Raw genomic sequence first — 19,593 nt, forward strand, 5'->3', positions numbered from 1 at the left:
CAACTAGCATGAACTACAATAAAATCTCTGTTATTGGCCTTGGCTACATTGGTTTACCTACTGCTGCTGTTATTGCAGGTAATAATATTAAAGTGGTAGGCGTTGACGTAAACCAACACGCTGTAGATACCATTAACCAGGGTAAAATCCATATCGTTGAGCCAGGTCTGGAAGAGCTGGTAAAAAGCAGTGTGGAAAAAGAATATCTGAAAGCTTACACCACTCCGCAAAAAGCCGATGCTTTCCTGATGGCAGTACCAACGCCTTTTAAAGGTGACGATCACGAACCTGATCTGAAGTACATTGAAGCTGCATCAAAGGCATTAGCTCCGGTTTTGGAAAAAGGGAATCTCGTTGTCCTGGAATCAACTTCACCTGTCGGTGCCACTGAAAAAATGGCGGCCTGGCTTGCAGAAGCTCGCCCAGATCTGAGTTTTCCTCATCAGGTCAGCGAGGGTGAAAAGTCCGATATTCAGATTGCCCACTGCCCTGAGCGTGTATTGCCAGGCCAGGTGATCCGTGAGCTGGTAGAGAATGATCGCATTATTGGGGGTATGGATTCATTCAGCACTGAAGCCGCTACAGCTGTTTACAAATTATTTGTAAAAAAAGGCGAATGTATTGCAACAGATGCCCGCACTGCAGAAATGAGCAAGCTTACTGAAAATGCCTTCCGTGATGTTAACATTGCCTTTGCTAATGAACTGTCCCTGATCTGTGATAAACAGGGCATCAATGTATGGGAACTGATCTCACTTGCAAACCGTCACCCTCGTGTCGATATCCTTCAGCCCGGTTGTGGGGTTGGTGGACACTGTATTGCAGTTGACCCCTGGTTTATCGTTAACCAGAATTCGGAAACTGCCAAAATAATTCATCAGGCACGCCTGATTAATGACTACAAGCCAAACTATGTCGTCGAACAGGTTGAGAAAGCTGTAGACGGCATTGAAAATCCAACGATTGCCTGCCTTGGTTTGGCATTCAAACCGGATATTGATGATCTTCGTGAAAGCCCTGCTCTGGAAATTACTACGGAGCTGGCACTGGCCGGTTTTGATATTCTGGCCGTAGAACCCAATATCCATGAACTGCCAGCTAAATTCAGCAGCCTTGAAAATATCCAATTATCATCACTGGATAAAGCATTGAAGCAGGCTGATGTTGTAGTAGTGCTGGTAAAACACAGCCAGTTTATTGGGTTGGAATATCCAGCTAACACATTGGATTTCGTAAACGCGAACAATTGATGAAAAAAACCAAATCCCGTATAGCCAAAAAAATCGCCAAAAGAAACGCCCGCCTTCAGGCTGCGGCTGTTGTCAATGCTTCATTTTTCCCAAACAACGTTATGAATACACAAATACCGCAACCGGCAGAAAAACAGTTGCAAGGCGACAATCTAAATAAAGAAATCCTGATACTTAAGCAACAGCTTAGTGAAGCCCAGCTTAAATATCGCCATGTTACGCAGTCCCACGGTGAGCTAAAGCAGCAACTGAATGAATATCAGAGTCTGGTTCAAAATACTGAACAGATACAACAACAAAAAGAGCTTGCAGAAGGGCAGCTACGTCAGAAAGAAGATGAGCTGTATATTGCAAATGCCCGAATGAAAGCCAGTGAAATATCACTAAGCGAACTAAAAAGAAACAATCTGAGAAACCGTATTGCCCTAGGTGAAAAAGAGCAGGAACTCAGCCTGTTAAATGAGCAACTGCTGCAACAAAAGCAAAATATTCTCAAAGTTAAAAACCATATCTCTTATTTATTAGGTAACGCGCTGGTCAACTCCACCAAAAGCTGGCGAAACTTGGTCAGTTTACCGGGCAAGCTGTTTGGTATCCGGCAGGATGCCAAAACCAGACGAGAGTTTATGGAAGAGAGAGCATTACTGAATCAGCAACGCTTGCTGCCAATGTTGTCAAAACCGGATGATATGGAAAGTCTCAAGCGAGAGTTGCAGGACCTGCCAGCCGTCTCTGAAGCCAGTAAACTGCAAAGCCTGAAAATCGCCTGCATTATGGACACATTCACCTATGAGTCTTATGCGCCCGAAGCAGTATTATTGCAACTGACACCCGATAATTGGAAAAAAGAACTGAAATCTTTCCAGCCGGAAATTTTATTTATCGAATCGGCCTGGCGTGGCAAACATGACTTATGGGGTAGTAAGGTTGGTCACACCAGTCAGGAGCTGGTCAGTATTGTTGAGTGGTGTAAAAATCATAACGTCATCACGTTATTCTGGAATAAAGAAGATCCCATTCATTTTGAAACCTTCCTGAATACAGCCAAACTGTTCGACTATATTTTTACCACTGATATTGACTGCATCAGCCACTATAAAAAAGCACTGGGTCACAACCAGGTTTATTTTCTGCCCTTTGCCGCACAACCCACTATAAACAATCCCATTGAGAAGTACCAACGGCAAGATAAATTCTGTTTTGCGGGTGCTTACTACGTTAAATACCCGGAGCGCACCAAAGACCTTAATAACTTTGTGCTGAGTCTGCCTGAGTATCGGGATATTGATATTTACGACCGTAATTTTGGCAAGAACGACCCCAACTATATGTTCCCTGAGGAGTACCAGCCTTATATTGTCGGTACTCTGCCCTATGAGCAGATTGATAAAGCCTATAAAGGATACAACTACGCCATTAACCTGAATTCAATTAAACAGTCGCAATCCATGTTTGCCCGGCGGGTGTTTGAGCTGTTGGCATCCAATACAATCACTGTTAGCAACTTCTCCCATGGCTTGCGTTTATTGTTTGGTGATCTGGTCTTTACCAGTGATTCCGGTGAAGAGATTGTTCGCCGCCTGCGACCACTCACTGGCGAGCCATTAAAACTAAAACAGTTTCGTTTGCTGGCACTTCGCAAGGTATTGATGGAACACACCTATCAGGATCGGGTAAATTATATTTACAGCAAACTCTCCAACACGGCACCATTAACATTGCTACCCGCTATTACAGTGCTGAGTTATGTGAAAACGCCCGAAACATTTAAGCGTCTTCTGGCAAGTTTCAACCGCCAGAGCTACGCCCACAAATCACTGACCATTATCTATTCCGGCTTTGAGCCTGCCCGGATTCCAGAAACTGAGCAAATCACCTTACTGACACCACAGCAGGCAGAAGGCATGATGCTCGATCATTGGATCAATAACCAATGGCTGGCGGTGATGGTCCCAGAAGACTTCTATGGCAGCGACTACCTGACCGATTTGGCATTGGCGACACGGTATTGCCAGCACAGAGTCATCGGTAAAAAAGCCTGCTATCGCTGGCAGGATGGCTTGGCGCTAACCTACCCTCAGGCTGAGTATCGGGAAGTAACGGGATTGACGCTACGCCACAGCATGGTTGCAGCAAGCGTACTCCCTTCCGTTACCCTCCGCAGTTGGCTAACAACGCTGTACACCTGGAAAAGCAATGGGTCAGAGTTCAGTATCGATAGCCTGAACTATTGCCAGAATGGTGCAGAACACTGTGAAGCACTGCCAGAGTTCCAGTTGCCAGAAGGCATTAATCTGGGGCTCAGCCTCAGGCATTTGCAGGCGCAGGCAGAAGCCATGGCTCCGGCGACACTGGATATCAGTCAGTTAAAAAGCATTAAACCTGCGGAGTTGGCAGAGCGTTTTAAACCGGGGCAGGCAAGCCTCTGTGACGCTGCACTGGCCAGTGATAAACTGCAAATCGTCTCACAGCTGCCGGATGGTAAACATGAATACTGGTATAGCAACAAAGACTTTACCCCTGCGGAATTAAATGCAGTGGCTGGTAAGGTCACTCTGCATCTGGAATCGACACCGGGTCTCAATTTGCAAGTGGTGGTTCTGTTTCTGGATGCAAAAAAACAACGCCTTAACCATACCATTTTTATTGCTAATAAAAATGCTGAGATTGTCTTCCCAGAAGGTACGGCCTATTTACGACCGGGGTTAAGAGTTTATGCTGGTGGTAGTGCGGAGGTTAGCAACTTTTACCTGGAAGCCAAGCCAACGGCTGTTCCCGAAAAGCAGGGTTGTGGAGATTACCTGGTGCTAACCAATAACTACGCCAGCTACGATGATCTTTATAAAAATGCGTTTGTCCATAGCCGGGTAAAATCTTACCAACAAGAAGGCTTAAACTGCGATGTATTCCGCTTTAAACCGGACACCCACATTAGCTACCATGAATTTGAAGATGTCGATGTGGTTACCGGTGGTAAAGAAGTCTTGGCAGCGCTGCTGTCAGGTCATCAGTACAAGGCGATACTGGTTCATTTTTTGGATGCTAACATGTGGGAGGTATTGCAGCACCATATTGCTGATACCAAGATTATTGTCTGGTGTCATGGTTCTGATGTTCAATCCTACCGTCGCAGAGCATTTCTGTATGAAACCGATGCTGAAAAAGAGAAAGCAAAAACGGTTGGAGAGAAGCGGGATGCATTTTGGTTATCTTTGCTGACATGCATGCCGAATAATTTGCATATGGTCTTTGTCTCCAATTATCTGAAGAATTGTGTTGAAGAAGATTTGCTGATTCAGTTGCCAAAAGATCAGTACAGCATTATTTCTAACCCGATTAATACGAAATTGTTCAATTACATACCAAAGCCACCGGAGCAGCGGAAAAAAATTCTCTCTATTCGCCCTTATGCTTCCAAAGTGTATGCAAATGATCTGGCGGTAAAAGCAATTTTGGAATTGAGTAAAGAGCCATTCTTTAATGAGCTGGAATTTCGTATGGTGGGTGATGGGCCGTTATTTGATGAAACGCTTGAGCCTTTGCGGAGGTTCAGTAATGTGATTATTGAGAAGCGCTTTTTGAATCAGGCTGAGATTGCTGCTTTGCATAAGGAGTATGGCATTTTCTTGTGTCCTAGTCGGATGGATACGCAAGGAGTTTCAAGGGATGAGGCAAGATCATCTGGGTTGATAGCTGTTTCAAGTAACGTAGCTGCTATCCCTGAATTTTTAAGTACAAAGTTAGGGGTTCTTGCTCGAGCTGAATCATTTCAAGAACTAAGTGAAGGTATAAAATCATATTTTTATGATCCGGAAAAATTTAGCAGTCAGAGTTTGAAAAACAATGAGATTATAAGCTGTGACTTATCTTTTTCAAAAATCATCTCTAAAGAGTGCGGTTTGTTTTTATGAAGCATGAAAAAATTAAAGTTTTTAATAAAGAATTTGAATTCGTTGAGTTTGAGGGAAAAAAGTATATTGAAGAAAATTATATATTTTCTAATAAGTTGATAAAAAAAAATCACTCTTATGGTTACGACACTCCTAAGTATTGTACAGATAGTTATGATCATACAAAAGATTATTTGAAATTCAGTGAGCTTGATGTAAAATCATGGAGAATTGTTAGTGATGATGAGTTTGGGATACCGATTAATACTTATGCTGGAAATCAACATCACTATCCAATAACTATCGCGCATTACGGTCTTCAACTGTTTGGTAAAATTATTAAACCATATACATGTTATATGGGTGGGCATTTAGAGCATTCCATTGATTTCTCTATAGAAAGAGGGAACATTAGTTTAAAGGCAGGAACAGTAACAGGTTATTCTTTGCCGCTACTGTTTGGATCTCTGATTTCATCCATTGAAATAAAGCCAGAATCCATTTTTCGGGTTCACATTAAGCTTTCTAATAAAGAGACTGTTATTGTTTATGAAGGAGACAGCAAATTAATTAAAGGTGCCAGATACCTTTCTCTTGAAGACTTCAAAAAACTTGATCCGAATCTAAATATAACAGACCTAAGAGTCAGAGGTAGTGTAAATATTGCTTTTTGTAAAGATATTATCAATAACCCTTGTTACAAAGAAATGTTAAAAGTAGCAGATTGGTTTGTTCTCAATCAGGCTTCTGATGGTAGCTGGAAATCATATTTTGAACATGTATTTTACCTAGGGCGAACAGACCCAATGTCTTCAGGATGGTCATCTGCTTTAGGGCAAGGTTTAGCAATCTCTTTTCTAACACGGGTATACCATATCACTGGAAATAAAAAATATCTAAATGCGTGCATTGCAGGACTCAACCCTTTTGAAGTTAAGTCTGAGGATGGTGGAGTTTTAACATATTGGGATGGTCAATATATGTTTTATGAAGAGTACCCAACATCGCCAGCAAGCTTTGTATTGAATGGTTTTATTTTTTCTTTAATTGGACTATATGACCTTTCTCAATATGGAGTTTCAAAAGCTGCTGAGCTTTTTAACAAAGGGTTTTTAACACTAAAAAAAATTCTTCCTCTGTATGATTTAGGAAATAAGTCTGCATATGACTTAACTCATTACACCTGTATGACTTTTCCAAATATCGCAAGGTGGGGTTATCACATAACTCACATAAATCAATTATTTGCGATGTATTGCATTACAGGTGATGAGAATATTAATACTTTCTATAGTAGATGGAAAAGTTATCTGGACGAAGGATTTTCTTGTCGAACAAATTGAGTTTTATATTTCTTATGAAGAAAATTTCCATAATTTCTTCTTGTGTTACAAGAGGCACTATTGAAGTTATCAAAAGTCTGATCGATTTAGATTTTATAATGCAAGAAGTTCACGGGCATGATAGAAAATAGAAACTAGAGTCAGGTCTTTATTCTTGAATAAAGTCAAGATATTTTAATAAGTAGTGCCTGCCCGAAAACCCACAAATAATCCGATTCAGCAGGCAGCAGCCAAAATTTTTTGATTAAAATTTAGCCTACTCATTTGTGGGTGCTACTTTTTGGTTAATTTCTGTTCATTTTATGAACAACTTCCCGATTTTTGGGCACAGGGCATCCTCACCCAAGGGTGAACCTGATTGCCAACAAGCCCGTTTCTCTTTTCAGGCGGCTTTTTTACTTGTCTGGACTGCCTGCTTTTGCAGCAAGGCCCCCAATCGATGCAGATTGGTACCCAGAACTGCCAGCGACACATAACGACGGAAGCCATCAATGCCAGTATCCGGGCATCGGTCCTGCCCATGCTGTTCGAGGGCATTAATGTCAGATTCTACAGCGGAGTGCTTCCTTTTTGCCCTGATAAACTCCGGGTGTCGCTCACGAAGCCTGTCCTGTTCTGACCACCTGCCTTTTTTCGGCAACACGGCTCGGTCGAGAAACTCTTCCAGTTTTTCAAGGTTTTCTTTTGACCAGAAACCTCGGTCATAACTGACTTGTGATACTTGGGGAAATCGCTGTTTGGCACCTTCCGCAATAGATACAGTCACTTGGTCGTCCGTCTGTTTTTCCATGACTAGATGGTGCAGGGTAAAGCCAAACTGATCCTGCAATACGCAGACTCTGAGGCCAAGCTCCATAGGAGTGCCAGCCTTACCTTTGCTGATCCATTCAGTATGACGTTCGAATAAAGAAAAAACCTTCTCATTATGAGGGATGCTTTCATGGTTCAATACACGACGGACAATCAGCTGACACTGGTAGTCTGAATCTTTTATCCAACGTTCCAGTTCTTTTAGCCGCACGTCTCCCGGCGTACGTGCTCTCAGGAGCTTTAAGGTGACTTCTGCCTTGCTAATAAGCTTCTGGCTGTAGGCAACATAGTCGGCATGGGCCGCTTCAATATCATTCTGCCGGGCATCCCGAAGCGCCTCGTCGGCTGAGGTGGATCGTTTCAGGTTGCGGGCTTTGTTAAATTTCTTCTTATGCCGCTCCTGCAAGTAGCGGCTCTGCCGCCACAGGCTTTCATGCTGCTCCGAAGACAGAGTGGTTGCCCACTCTATCATCTTGCGCGTGGCATCCCTGAGCAGGTTGATATCCGTCGGAAAGTGAACATTGGTTTTTACGACGAACGAGTCAGCGCGGGCGCATAGCCGCTCTTCTTTTTTTTTACCAGCTGGTGACCGGCATTGACGACGACCTGATTGATTTGATCAAGGATTTCCGGTGTGAACAGCGAGATATTGTCTTGCAAAGTTTGCAGTTTGTACTGATGCTCACAATAAGGTCCATGGCCCAGCATCTTTCGGAGAGTTCCATGCTCGTTGGCCAGCTCAAGAAGCCGGTCGTAGTCGCAGTTAATGACCAGCCGCAAGGTGCCAAAAACCAACACCCTCCAGAGATCCATTCCGGGGCGCCCGTTACCTTGGTCGGCAGTTATCATACCCTCAAGCACGTGAAAAACCTGGTTCCTCAACTCGATATTTGTCCAGATATGCTGCAATGCCAAGAGTAATCGAGGAATATCGTCCCTTGACCTGAGGTTGAATGTGATGGCAGAGATGTCAACCTCGCCAAGCTGCATTTGTGGGTTGATGGTTTGGCGCATAAGTGGAAACGGCTCGTTGTGGAAAATCTTCGTTCCTTATATTGGGCTATAAGCCTATGTTTTCAAGTGCTTGAGGGTTTTCGGACAGGCACTAAGTAAGGCTTGTTCTATCTCACTCCCCCTTTGTTATTTGATATTCGACGTTTATATAAAACTAACGGCTCATAATTGGCTTAAATCATTCATGACTAGAAAATACTTCGGCACCGACGGCATCCGTGGCCGTGTCGGTCAATTTCCTATTACCCCTGATTTTGTCCAGAAACTGGGCTGGGCTGCCGGGCGTGTACTAAGGCGCGAGGGCAATAACCGGGTGTTGATTGGTAAAGATACCCGTATCTCCGGCTATATGTTCGAGTCGGCTTTAGAAGCCGGGCTTTCGGCGGCGGGGATGGATGTGTATTTGTTAGGCCCAATGCCTACGCCAGCTGTCGCTTACCTGACCCATACCTACAACGCCAGTGCCGGTATTGTTATCAGTGCTTCCCATAACCCCTATTACGATAATGGCATCAAGTTTTTCTGTGGTGAGGGTCTGAAGTTGCCCGATGGGGTTGAGCTTCAGATTGAAGCGATGCTGGAAGAACCCTTCAGCTGTGTGCCCTGCAATGAGTTAGGTAAGGCTCGCCGTATTAATGATGCCGCTGGTCGCTATATCGAGTTTTGCAAAAGTACCGTACAACCAAGGCTGAATCTGCATGGTCTGAAGATTGTGGTGGATGCCTCCAACGGTGCCTGTTACAAGGTGGGGCCTGCGGTATTTGCTGAGTTGGGGGCTGAGGTGATCAGCACCGGTATTGAGCCCAACGGCACCAATATTAATGACGGTTTGGGTTCCACCTGTATTAACCATTTGCAGCAGCAAGTACTGGAACATCGTGCAGATCTGGGCATTGCCTTTGATGGCGATGGTGACCGGCTGATTATGGTGGATGGTAATGGCGCCGAGCTGGACGGTGATGAGTTGCTGTTTATTATGGCCTGCTCACTGCAAGACCGTGGTCTGTTGCAGGGCGGTGTGGTGGGCACTGTGATGTCCAACCTGGGAATGGAGCACGCCCTGGCCCAGCGCAATATTCCGTTTACCCGTGCAGCGGTGGGCGACCGTTATGTTAATGAGTTGCTGCTGGCCAATGGCTGGTATCTGGGTGGAGAATCCTCCGGCCATCTGATCTGCCGACAGGTGACCACCACGGGTGATGGTATTGTGGCCGCTTTGCAGGTACTGGCAGCGGTTCAGCATTCCGGAAAAACCCTGGCGGAACTGAAGCAGGGCATGAACAAGTACCCACAGCATCTGGTCAATATTGTTATGACCGAGCGCCGGGACCTTACCCGTATTCCTGCAGTGACCCGTGCCGTTACCGAATGCGAACAGGCACTGGCTGGCTGTGGCCGGGTATTGTTGCGTCCTTCCGGTACTGAACCGGTAGTTCGGGTGATGGTAGAAGGTGAGGATAAGGCGGAAATTACCCGGCACTGTCAGGTGTTGGCGGAGAAGGTTGAGCAGGTATTGAAGGCGTTGAACGGTTAATAGGCCTTGAATACACTTCTTTCCGTTATTATCCCCTTTCGGAAGCGGTCAGGTGATCGGGCTTCTATTGAGCGTCTTGATCAGGCCATTGCCTGTTTTGCAGATCAACCAGATATCGAACTCGTGGTTTTTGATACGGGGCGACGATCAACGCGCTTAAAATTGACTAATGGACAGCAGGACAACCTGCGCTATTTCCATCAGTTTCAGCCAGGTGTATTCGCTCCGGGTCAGGTACGTAATGCGGCGGTTGCCCATGCAACCGGTCAGTATATTTTTCTGTTTGATGCGGATTTGTTGATCAGCCGGAAAATGATTAATCAGCTATCAGGCTTTGTTCGGGAATTGACCGTGGAAGGGCCGCTGGCGTTTCGCATGTACCCCTGCCTTTACCTTTCACAACTCTATTCTGCCCATTTTACGGCGGAATTTTTTAAGCCTGTTTTGCAGCAGGCTTTATACCAAGAGGCGTTTGAGTCCTGGTTTCGTGGTGAAGTATGTAAAGTGGATGGCATCGCCCTGGCCTCCAGCTGTTTACTGATCAATCGTGAATGGTTTCTGGCGATGGGTGGCTTTCGTCAGGCGTTTGCTGGCCACGGCTATGAAGACTTTGATCTGATTCACCGACTGGCCATGTATTACCCTGTTGGCAAACGGCCTGCCGATTATCCTGAGGATGTGAAAAGTCAGTTTCCGGGGGATTACCGGGGCTTTCGCCGCTACTTTAGTTATTACGCGGTGCCGCATCTGTTTAAGGGTACATTTCTGCTGCACCAGTGGCACCCAAGGCCACTGACTCGACAGTATCACCGTAAAAGAAAGGAGAATGAAGCCCGTTTTGCCGAGATTCTCAAGGACGCCACGGCGACATTGCCAGAACCTTTGCCGGGCTTTCAGGCAGATGCTGAGATATTAGCTGTTTTAAAAAACGGTGTTTTTGACTCTGATACGGTACTTTCTGATTTTCCTTGCTGGTTACGGGAGCAACAAACATTGAATGGCTTTCCGGTTGAGGAATATCCTGGTCTGTTTCATTTTCAGGCCGGTGTAAGAAAAAAGAATGGCGGTTTTTGGCGGAAATTGCGGAAGTTGTTTTTGAATCCGGTGGCGTTTTTTCGGGATAGTGTGTTTGTGCGGAAAAGCTGGGGAAAAAGGGGCAGGTCTCGCGGAACTGGGCTTAGGTCTTGATTGTTGATATCGTTCAACTCTGTTCTATTTTCAACTCGTTCCCCGGTCTGAGGGTATCGCAAAACCCTGGTTCCCATGCTCCACTCCAGCGGAACCCATACCTAAAGACGCTGTAGAGTCCGCTTTTCAGGGGAGATCGGGATAGGGCGTAGCCTCACAGCTACGCTCCTCCCACAACACCCAGCATACGGGTCCGTACTGGGCGTTTCGGTCAGTTAAGCAGCCAATAATCTAATCAAACCTAATTCATCGAACCAACTATTCGGCAATGTTAAGTGCAGCGCAGGACTCCGGCTTATCCGCCAGTACCCTTTGCTCGATCCTACTGTCTGCCTCGTCAGCTCTTCACTGACTCCTCGCCTTCTTAGCTCCGCATATCGCTTCGGACTTTTCTTCCATTGATACCAGAGCAAACTTCTCAATCGTCGCCTGATCCAGCAGTCAAAGTTTTCAAACTCCGAACGGGTTTCAACTTCTCGAAAGTAGTTCTTCCAGCCCCGTAAATAGCGATTCAGAGACTCCAATCTCTGCTCCAGTGACCGCCCGCCTTTGCGGGTTAGTTGTTTGACCTTGTCCCTGAACCGCTTGCAGGTTTTATCTGCCAGCTTCTTCCTGCCATCTCTGGTAAAGCTGTATCCCAGGAACGCCCGCCTCCATGCCTTGTCAACTGCACTTTTCGCAACGTTGACTTTCAGCTTCAGCTTACTTTCGATGTAACGAGTCAAACTTGCCATCACTCTCTCGCCTGCTTTCTTGCTTCGCACAAACACCCGACAGTCATCAGCGTAACGTACAAATCGTAAATCACGCTTTTCTAACTCTTTATCGAGTTCATCCAGTACGATGTTAGACAACACAGGTGAGAGCGGCCCTCCCTGAGGCACTCCTTCCGTCTGCGGTTTTACCAGCCCGTTCTCCATCACTCCGGACTGTAGGAATCGTCGAATTAAACGTAATACATCCTTGTCATCTGTGTGAACTGCCAGTTTTGCCATCAGTCGATCATGGTTAACCCGATCGAAGAATTTCGACAGGTCAATGTCCACAACCCAGTTATATCCTTCTCGGATATACGACTGAGCCTGATTAATCGCCTGATGAGCTGACCGGTTCGGCCTGAACCCGTAACTGAAAGATGAGAACCTTAGTTCCCACTCGGCCTGCAATACTTGCTGTATCGCTTGCTGCACCATTCGGTCTAAGGCGATTGGTATACCCAACTGCCTTTCTCCTCCGTCCGGTTTGGGAATCAGTACTCGCCTTACGGGAGCAGGACGCCATTCTCCCTGCAAAAGACATTGTCGCAGTTCATGACCATGTTCTTGTAGATGGGTGTACAACCCTTCCACTGTCATACGGTCGATCCCTGCTGCGCCTTTATTGCGTTTAACTCGCTGAAAGGCTCTTGTTAAATTATTGGGGTTGGCGATACGCTCCATCAGTCTAGTACCACCCGCCGGGCTTTCGTAATCCTGTGATACCGACACGACCTCAGCTCTCATAGCCTTGCAGCCTCCGGTTCCGCCGTGACCACTTGGCATGAGTTCCAGTGTTTGCTGGATTTGTCTGCGTCCAGTGTATCGAATAACAGAAACTACTCACCACTCTGTACCGTTCAGGCCTTCACTGACATACGCCAGCTACTATGCCATCTGCTGACTTCTGTGTGGCGGTCAAGTCACCTTACGATGACCTCAGTCCGAAATATCAGACACCACACAGACCTCCCGAGGTAAGTCACACCGCCTTCGCCGCACAACCGCCAGATCTACTGCCTGAATGTCCGGATGAGTATGGACTTCGTCATCATACGCTGACTCGTCCTCACGCAAACAGCCTCATATCTGATTTCTGTTCGTCGGCTCGCGGTTTTGCTCCACACTGCCTTCAGCCTGCACCTCACGATACAAACCTTGTGCTTCACTAGTCCTTCGCCCTCATCTGGCTGGACAGGGGACTTTCACCCCCAAGCTGTGTGACATGCTCGGCACACGTATGCATTCCCACGCAGAGCGTGGGAACGAGGAAAAGGTTTGAAAAGTAATGACTATTGATATTCGCCAAATAATGGCCAATGCCCTGCGTGAACAAGGTAATGCGCTTTTAGCATTAAGTGAGCGCGTTGATGATTCTTTTGAGCAAGCTGTCCAGTTAATGCTTGCCTGTAAAGGCCGGGTTATCATTTCTGGCATGGGCAAATCAGGCCTGATCGGAAAGAAGATAGCTGCAACACTGGCCTCTACAGGCACCATGAGCTTTTTCATGCACCCTGGTGAAGCTTTCCATGGCGACTTGGGTATGATTCGTTTTGATGAAAAAGCCGATGCTATTGTTTTAATTTCATACAGCGGTGAAACGGATGAAGTGCTGAAGCTGATTCCTTCGCTGAAAAGCTTTGGTACCAAGATCATTGCCATTACCGGCGGCATGGATTCAACACTGGCAAAAAATGCTGACGTTGTGTTGAACGGCTCTATAAAAGAAGAAGTTTGCCCAAACAATCTGGCACCTACCACTTCAACAACAGTAGCAATCGCTATTGGTGATGCGCTGGCCGTCGCCCTGATTAAAGCTCGTGATTTCCAACCGCACGACTTTGCAAAATTCCATCCTGGCGGCAGTCTGGGTCGTCGACTCCTGACTCGTGTAAAAGATGTCATGGAAAAAGATCGTTTACCCTTGGTGACGATATCTACTCCAATGCACGATGTTATTTTAACGATGACTGAAACTCGGTCTGGCATGGCTATTGTTATGGATGACAATAACAATCTGGCTGGTGTCATAACCGATGGTGATTTGCGTCGTTATATGACTAGCCATGATAATATTCTTGGTTTGAAAGCCAATGATTTAATGAGTGAGAACCCTGTTTGTATAGCCGAGAATGCAATGCTTTCTGAGGCTGAAAATGCTATGAAAGCTAGTCATATAAAGTGTCTTGTTGCGACTGGTGAAGATGGCAGGGTTGTTGGGTTGGTTGATTGGGCGGTTTGAGATGTAGCCTGAAATATGTAGCCTGAGATAAAGAAGCCGATTTGAATTTATTTAAATCGGCTTTTTTATTTTGGCTCGTTCCCACGTGTGGCAGAACAGTGAGGAGTAAAAGATGAGTAACGAAATTTCAGAAAGCAAAATTATGAAGGCACTTGATTGGACTTATGATAAAGCGGTTAATGGTGTGCCGGGGCTTGATTCAGCTCAAGAAATGGCAGCAGATTATCTTAAAAATTCTGGCACACTGAAAAGCAAAGCAAATTCGTTAATTCGCTGGCAAAATACTAAAGCTGGCACATCTGGTTTTCTGACAGGTCTTGGAGGCATAATAACAATACCTGTTTCCATCCCTGCAAATATCACAAGTGTCATGTATGTTCAGATTAGGATGATTGCAGCAATTGCCCATATGGGTGGTCATGATTTAAAAGATGATCGTGTAAAATCACTTGTCTATGCTTGCTTAACAGGAAATGCTGCAAAAGACATATTAAAAGACATTGGTATTGTCGTTGGTAAAAAGCTGACTACAAATGCAATAAAAAATATCTCTGGTAAAACGATTGCAGCAATTAATCAAAAAGTAGGATTTAAACTGCTTACAAAATTTGGTGAGAAAGGAGCTATCAACTTAGGAAAATCAGTTCCTATAATTGGCGGGGTTATTGGTGGTACATTTGACTCAGTTACTACAAATACAGTAGGTAATATAGCAAGAGATACCTTTATTACTAATTGATAGCTTCGGGTATACGCTTAAATCGGGTAAGAGCTGGTCTTTCTCCAGCTACCCCCAGTCGAGTCAACCCAGTGAACCTCCCCCTCAGCTGCCCACAAATTCAGACATAAAAGTCCCCCTTCATCCGGCTCTTCTCACCCAGCAGCTAACACACAACCAAAGCGCCAGCGTGCCATTAGCCACGGGGCTCGCTTTGCGACTCTCCCCAAACATCGGGAAGCACGCCTTTTTCGCCCTCTCAACTTCTTGCATTTGCCCATAGCCCACCGAACCCGTGTTGCTACCACGCAGTTCAGAACCTTCTTCAATTCTGATGGGTAAAACTTCCCATAGTCATTGACCCAACCCTGTACAATTCCCACGCTGGAGCGTGGGAACGAATCATATACAGCGAATATAGGATCAAGAAAATAATGTATAGGGAAAAGTTTTTGCACAATCAGCCAATTTTCAGGACACTTTCTTTATCTAATTTGATAAATGATTTGATAATCACTTCTTTCTCTAAAAGAATGGACTCTATAACAGAAAGTTTCGCATTACCTGTTGTAAGATACACCAGTTTTGGTGGATAGCCATGCTGAATTGCATAGTGTAGAAAATCTTTATCTTTGGTGACAATGGTTAACCTTTGTTTTTTCGCATAACGCCAGACTTCGATATCTGGTGAGTTATCGAGCCTTGAATGCAAAACATGAAGACTTCCGGGATATGCATCATTGATTCTCGCAACAAGTTTTGGTGAAAGATTTTCGTCCAGTAATAGCATCAGGCAGCACCAGATAACTGATTGGCTGCGTAAAGCAACGCAGCCTTTACCTGTTCTGCCAGAAGGTTAGGATGTTCATCCAATACTTCTGCTTGCGTCATACCACTGGCCAGCATTTCAAGTATGTCAGTGACCGTTATTCTGGTTCCCTTAATGGTAGGTTTTCCAAAACGTTTTGCCTGATCAATTTCAATATACTCTAAATAATCGTCCTTATTCATAATTCGCTCCTGGATGAGGAAATAAGCATTATATGGCGAGCCATTACCCTATATCGTTTATAGATTTAAATATAACTTTACATGGCCACTCTATTCTAAACCCAAACCATCTAGAAAACCGGAGTTTTACCACTCTGACAGATTGTTTGCCCTTAGGCGCTCTTCTTCATCATTAAGAGAATCTTTGACCCAGAGTCTGTCAGCTACTTTTTCAGGATTTCGGTTTATACGTTCAACGAATTTTTTTGCGGCTTCGAGCAGATCTTCTGCCGTTTTATGGCAGTGATGGTATGTAACATCTTCCCGGAACCAGCGCCATAAGGCTTCTACAGGCATAAAGTCAGGGCTGTAGGCTGGCATCTGGATAATGTTCAAATTCAGGCGTAGCCCCGCGTCCCTTACAAAGTGTGCGGTATGCCATGATGCACCATCCCACACAATGTCGATTTTCCTGTCAGGGTTCTCCTGCCTGATTCGTTCCAGAACATTAACGGTGTGCTCTTTCCGCCCACAGGGATAAGGCCACATTCTGACCTGACCAAAATTGTAGTAATAGATTCCGTAGAAGGTGATCTTGTCAGCCAGCTTTGGAGAGTGTGAACTGACCCAGAGTCTTTCGCCTTTACGGGACCAGCCATAGCCAATATCGGCATCTTGATGAATATGAGCTTCGTCAATGTAGACCAGCAGGCGTTTCTGGAAAGTGGCTTCTGACAGCAACGGCTTTAAAGTTTCAAGAAAGGTAGCCCGTTTTACCGAGTCAGCCTTGTTGAGCAGTTTTTTGGCTTTCTTCCATGAATACCCCTGCCGTTTAAGAACCTGTCGTATGGTCTCACGGCAACATCGTACCTGAAAGCAATCCCAACACCATTGAACCAAGTATTTCAACGTCCAGCGAGGTGAGTTAAGAGAACTTTCCTGGTTAGCTGCTTTTTCCAGTGTCCGGTCAATCAGGCAAGCAGCAGCTTTACTGATAATTTGACAAAAGGGGGGGCGGCCCCCAGTCCGCTTATAAACCATAGCCTCCGGCCCCTTTGAATTGTAGCGGTGAATCCAGTCAGTGACCGTTTCGAGATGCCGCCCCAATTGCTTGGCAACCTGAGTTGCAGAAGAACCCTGTGCCACTTGATAGAGCGCAGAAAAGCGCTCTCGTGTACGTGGGTGAGCTGCATGTATGGACTGCTGGAGCAGACAATCTTGTGTCTGCTGCCACTGTTGAGGGGAGACTTTTAATACCATGGGTAAGCAAGAAAAAATGAAAACTATCTTACTTATAGCGACGGGCTTGGCATGTCGTAGTGGGCGTAGTCATACAGGTAAATGAACGACTGTGATTGCGCACCTTCCCTATACCGGGGTGCGCTAGGTACCAATCCATTAAACTCCGGTTTTCTAGATGGTTTGGGTTTAGCAGCAATTTCTCAAGAAGTAATTTTTCACTGTTGCCGCAATGAGTCAGGTTTTCGAACATCACCCGGTGACTTGCTTCTGTCGCCTTGACGGCAAGTCAGGCATTTTCTGGCCATGGCTATGAAGACATTGATCTGATTCACCGACTGGCCATGTATTACCCTGTTGGCAAACGGCCTGCCGATTATCCTGTGGATGTGAAAAGTCAGTTTCCGGGGGACTATCTTGAAAAACACCGCGGGGCTTTCGCCGCTACTTTAGTTATTACGCGGTGCCGCATCTGTTTAAGGGTACCTTTCAGCTGCACCAGTGGCACCCAAGGCCACTGACTCGACAGTACCACCGTAAAAGAAAGGAGAACGAAGCCCGTTTTGCCGAGATTCTCAAGGACGCCACGGCGACGTTGGGGAAAAAGGGGTAGGTCTCGCGGAACCGGGGTTAGGTCTTGATTGTTAATATCGTTTAACTCTGTTCTATTTTTAAGGGTCTTTGGTTCGTTTCCATGTGTGGCAGAACAGTGGCTCGCATGCTGAACTCATACGACATCTCGAGTTGTAGAGCCCGTTCTCAGGTGTGGGTATGCATTCCCACGCTGGAACCCACGGGGCCTAAAAGCGTGGGATCATGTCGGCCATTTTTTGATCGCTGCGAGCCTGCTGCTGCAAGATGGCCTCCTGCACGATCCGGCAGTTATACCCAGAAGGCGATTGCCGATTATTTTGGCCTACATTACTGGATGCTTGCTCAGCAGCCGCAGGTTTGACAGTGCCAGAACTCCGGGGTTGTGTTTGTAACACCAGGGTTTCAGTAATGGAAGCGGCACTGGAGTATGAACAGATTATCGTTACCGTAGGCGTATATCAACCGATGTTCCTGGTCAATCCTGCGCGACCAGAATCCTGAAAAGTTACCTTTCAGGGGCTCAGGTTTGCCTGTACCTTCAAAGGGCGTACGCATACATTCTTTAATGAGCTTTCTTAGTTTCCTGGCTTTTGGCTTGTCGTTGTCCAGCCAGAATTGGAAGTCTTCCCATGCTTCTTCTGCCCAGCTTAACGTGATTTTTTTCGGGGTACTCATCGTTTTACCTCAACTGGATACCCCGTACTTCTAGTGCGGGGAGGAATGTTGACTTGCTCGTTAGAGCAAGCTGTAACCATAACCATCCACAGACTGAATTTTCTGACAGTTTCTCCATGAAATTCCTTGGATGGTGTCACTTTCAGTCTTGATGTTGAATGAGCCTGTCGTTCTCACTGCAACCCGTCCTGTATACGCTCCTTGCCGTTTACCGGCTGGAACGATAGCCTTGACGATATCTCCAGTCTGAAACCCTTTCACTTGTTTGGAGCCTTTAGCCTTTGTACGGGGAAATCCGTACTTGTCCACTCTACACATTTGTCGTGAGCCTCTACCCATAGCCTTAATGATTAAGGGTTTTGTGCTCTCTGCTATGTATACACTGGCTCCAGACTCTCCTACACAGGCGGCATCTACCCAGCGCTCTTTCTTATATCCTTGCTGAGTGCGGTTGAACTTCGTTCTACCTCCGGTAGCAAAGGTAGTGGGAAGGCCAATAGCCTGAATACGTCTGGCGGTTTCGTTTCTTGTGGTATTGACAGCAGCAGCATCTTTCAGACAATTGACCTTTTTTCCTTTCAGGATGTTGGTCACATTTCTGACTCTGGCTATATCCAGCTTGTTCTTGTTCTTTTTCTTTGAAATAGATTCAAGCCACTGCTTAGGGTGGATAGCGCCTTTCTCTTCATTGCATGTACGACATGCAATGTACAAATTCCCTATCCGGTTTGAGCCGATATTGTCTCAACTCAGTGCCAAACAACGTGCCGCGTTGATACTCGAGTCCTGAAATGTCTGGATTCTCCATAAGTTGCATATCGAACTTAACACGCTCAACAGCTACATCACTGATGGGTGCTTTGAGACAGAATCTCTTTGCCCAAGTCTCGGTGTTGAAAACTCGACTCATAAGGCTGGGCGGTAGCCAGCCTTCGGGTCTTGTTCGATTCATGAAACGGGCTTTTCTATAGCGGGTTTTCCGGTTTCTTCTGGCTCGACGTGTTGTACGCCGAGACTCAAGAGAATCCTTAACCCTCTGTCCTCTATGCTGGAGTTCAGCAGCAAAGACGACTTTCTTTCCACGATCACAGTCAGCAACAACGGCTGTGCCTGTTGTTTTGCTACCAACGTCGAATTTGAGTTCCAGCGGTTGAACAACACCACCTTCTCTCTCTTTCAGAATGATCGTGAAAGGATAGCGTCTGAAGACAGCCGCTTTACCCTTGCCTAATAGCTTTCTTGCCCTTGCCGGATGGCAAGGCATAAGAGGCTTTTTGTTTTTGTCTAATACGAACACTCGGTTCATACATCGTTGTCCTTAGATTTGGTGCTTACGCACCGTTCTAGCCTT

Annotated in this window: 15 protein-coding genes; 7 read left to right on the plus strand and 8 right to left on the minus strand. The window is 45.9% G+C overall.

All coding sequences use genetic code 11. From position 1 onward, the window contains the following. Positions 1 to 8: 8 nt before the first annotated feature. Genes wecC through K7B67_RS10485 form a run of 3 tightly spaced genes read left to right on the plus strand, consistent with a single transcriptional unit; the run spans position 9 to position 6,483 of the window. Positions 9 to 1,250 carry a UDP-N-acetyl-D-mannosamine dehydrogenase gene (gene wecC, locus K7B67_RS10475; protein WP_252180279.1) on the plus strand — a complete coding sequence of 414 codons (1,242 nt, stop codon included), beginning with the start codon at positions 9 to 11 and terminating at the stop codon, positions 1,248 to 1,250. Further along, a complete protein-coding gene (locus K7B67_RS10480; protein WP_252180280.1) occupies positions 1,250 to 5,161 on the plus strand; it encodes a glycosyltransferase in 3,912 nt (1,303 codons plus the stop codon). Before wecC ends, K7B67_RS10480 begins: the two co-directional genes overlap by 1 nt. Next, positions 5,158 to 6,483 carry a D-glucuronyl C5-epimerase family protein gene (locus K7B67_RS10485; protein WP_252180281.1) on the plus strand — a complete coding sequence of 442 codons (1,326 nt, stop codon included), beginning with the start codon at positions 5,158 to 5,160 and terminating at the stop codon, positions 6,481 to 6,483. Before K7B67_RS10480 ends, K7B67_RS10485 begins: the two co-directional genes overlap by 4 nt. A gap of 382 nt (positions 6,484 to 6,865) precedes the next feature. Here K7B67_RS10485 and K7B67_RS10490 read toward each other — a convergent pair. Next, positions 6,866 to 8,307 (minus strand): ISNCY family transposase gene (locus K7B67_RS10490; RefSeq protein ID WP_252180282.1). Its coding sequence is split into 2 segments (ribosomal slippage): positions 6,866 to 7,863 and positions 7,863 to 8,307, totalling 1,443 coding nucleotides; the frame shifts between segments, so codons are not numbered across the junction. 184 nt (positions 8,308 to 8,491) lie between these two features. Between K7B67_RS10490 and glmM the strand changes: the two genes are divergently transcribed. Further along, positions 8,492 to 9,841 carry a phosphoglucosamine mutase gene (glmM, locus tag K7B67_RS10495; RefSeq protein ID WP_252180283.1) on the plus strand — a complete coding sequence of 450 codons (1,350 nt, stop codon included), beginning with the start codon at positions 8,492 to 8,494 and terminating at the stop codon, positions 9,839 to 9,841. A gap of 6 nt (positions 9,842 to 9,847) precedes the next feature. Beyond that, positions 9,848 to 11,029: a glycosyltransferase gene (locus K7B67_RS10500; protein WP_252180284.1), complete on the plus strand. Its 1,182-nt coding sequence runs from the start codon at positions 9,848 to 9,850 to the stop codon at positions 11,027 to 11,029. Between the two features lie 215 nt (positions 11,030 to 11,244). Here K7B67_RS10500 and ltrA read toward each other — a convergent pair whose 3' ends face one another. Next, complete coding sequence (ltrA, locus tag K7B67_RS10505; RefSeq protein WP_252176088.1) at positions 11,245 to 12,570, minus strand: group II intron reverse transcriptase/maturase; 1,326 nt, start codon at positions 12,568 to 12,570, stop codon at positions 11,245 to 11,247. A gap of 502 nt (positions 12,571 to 13,072) precedes the next feature. Here ltrA and K7B67_RS10510 point away from each other — a divergent pair. Beyond that, entirely contained in the window at positions 13,073 to 14,026 is a 954-nt protein-coding gene (locus K7B67_RS10510; protein WP_252180285.1) for a KpsF/GutQ family sugar-phosphate isomerase, read from the plus strand. 112 nt (positions 14,027 to 14,138) lie between these two features. After that, positions 14,139 to 14,765, plus strand: a complete 627-nt coding sequence (locus tag K7B67_RS10515) for an EcsC family protein (protein WP_252180286.1) — start codon at positions 14,139 to 14,141, stop codon at positions 14,763 to 14,765. 439 nt (positions 14,766 to 15,204) lie between these two features. Here K7B67_RS10515 and K7B67_RS10520 read toward each other — a convergent pair whose 3' ends face one another. From K7B67_RS10520 to iscB, 6 genes are all read right to left on the minus strand, one after another. Continuing rightward, positions 15,205 to 15,534 (minus strand): DUF5615 family PIN-like protein, encoded by a 330-nt coding sequence (locus tag K7B67_RS10520; protein WP_252180287.1) that lies wholly within the window; start codon positions 15,532 to 15,534, stop codon positions 15,205 to 15,207. After that, positions 15,534 to 15,755 (minus strand): DUF433 domain-containing protein, encoded by a 222-nt coding sequence (locus K7B67_RS10525; RefSeq protein WP_252180288.1) that lies wholly within the window; start codon positions 15,753 to 15,755, stop codon positions 15,534 to 15,536. The genes K7B67_RS10520 and K7B67_RS10525 overlap by 1 nt, the downstream gene beginning before the upstream one ends. 126 nt (positions 15,756 to 15,881) lie before the next feature. Then, positions 15,882 to 16,994 (minus strand): IS630 family transposase, encoded by a 1,113-nt coding sequence (locus tag K7B67_RS10530; RefSeq protein WP_252180289.1) that lies wholly within the window; start codon positions 16,992 to 16,994, stop codon positions 15,882 to 15,884. Positions 16,995 to 17,969: 975 nt separating this feature from the next. Continuing rightward, positions 17,970 to 18,242: a Txe/YoeB family addiction module toxin gene (locus tag K7B67_RS10535; protein ID WP_276576731.1), complete on the minus strand. Its 273-nt coding sequence runs from the start codon at positions 18,240 to 18,242 to the stop codon at positions 17,970 to 17,972. A gap of 60 nt (positions 18,243 to 18,302) precedes the next feature. Then, complete coding sequence (locus K7B67_RS10540; protein ID WP_252180290.1) at positions 18,303 to 18,956, minus strand: hypothetical protein; 654 nt, start codon at positions 18,954 to 18,956, stop codon at positions 18,303 to 18,305. Next, complete coding sequence (iscB, locus tag K7B67_RS10545) at positions 18,928 to 19,548, minus strand: RNA-guided endonuclease IscB (protein ID WP_252180291.1); 621 nt, start codon at positions 19,546 to 19,548, stop codon at positions 18,928 to 18,930. Before iscB ends, K7B67_RS10540 begins: the two co-directional genes overlap by 29 nt. Positions 19,549 to 19,593: the final 45 nt, after the last annotated feature.

Source organism: Endozoicomonas sp. 4G, assembly GCF_023822025.1.
GTDB lineage: Bacteria > Pseudomonadota > Gammaproteobacteria > Pseudomonadales > Endozoicomonadaceae > Endozoicomonas_A.

What these genes read in the sequence shown, in the direction of transcription:
- wecC (WP_252180279.1), top strand. Translation starts at nt 9, where the DNA reads ATGAACTACAATAAAATCTCTGTTATTGGCCTTGGCTACATTGGTTTA.
- K7B67_RS10510 (WP_252180285.1), top strand. Translation starts at nt 13,073, where the DNA reads ATGACTATTGATATTCGCCAAATAATGGCCAATGCCCTGCGTGAACAA.
- K7B67_RS10535 (WP_276576731.1), bottom strand. Translation starts at nt 18,242, where the DNA reads ATGAGTACCCCGAAAAAAATCACGTTAAGCTGGGCAGAAGAAGCATGG.
- K7B67_RS10480 (WP_252180280.1), top strand. Translation starts at nt 1,250, where the DNA reads ATGAAAAAAACCAAATCCCGTATAGCCAAAAAAATCGCCAAAAGAAAC.
- K7B67_RS10520 (WP_252180287.1), bottom strand. Translation starts at nt 15,534, where the DNA reads ATGCTATTACTGGACGAAAATCTTTCACCAAAACTTGTTGCGAGAATC.
- iscB (WP_252180291.1), bottom strand. Translation starts at nt 19,548, where the DNA reads ATGAACCGAGTGTTCGTATTAGACAAAAACAAAAAGCCTCTTATGCCT.
- K7B67_RS10515 (WP_252180286.1), top strand. Translation starts at nt 14,139, where the DNA reads ATGAGTAACGAAATTTCAGAAAGCAAAATTATGAAGGCACTTGATTGG.
- glmM (WP_252180283.1), top strand. Translation starts at nt 8,492, where the DNA reads ATGACTAGAAAATACTTCGGCACCGACGGCATCCGTGGCCGTGTCGGT.
- K7B67_RS10525 (WP_252180288.1), bottom strand. Translation starts at nt 15,755, where the DNA reads ATGAATAAGGACGATTATTTAGAGTATATTGAAATTGATCAGGCAAAA.
- K7B67_RS10530 (WP_252180289.1), bottom strand. Translation starts at nt 16,994, where the DNA reads ATGGTATTAAAAGTCTCCCCTCAACAGTGGCAGCAGACACAAGATTGT.
- ltrA (WP_252176088.1), bottom strand. Translation starts at nt 12,570, where the DNA reads ATGCCAAGTGGTCACGGCGGAACCGGAGGCTGCAAGGCTATGAGAGCT.
- K7B67_RS10485 (WP_252180281.1), top strand. Translation starts at nt 5,158, where the DNA reads ATGAAGCATGAAAAAATTAAAGTTTTTAATAAAGAATTTGAATTCGTT.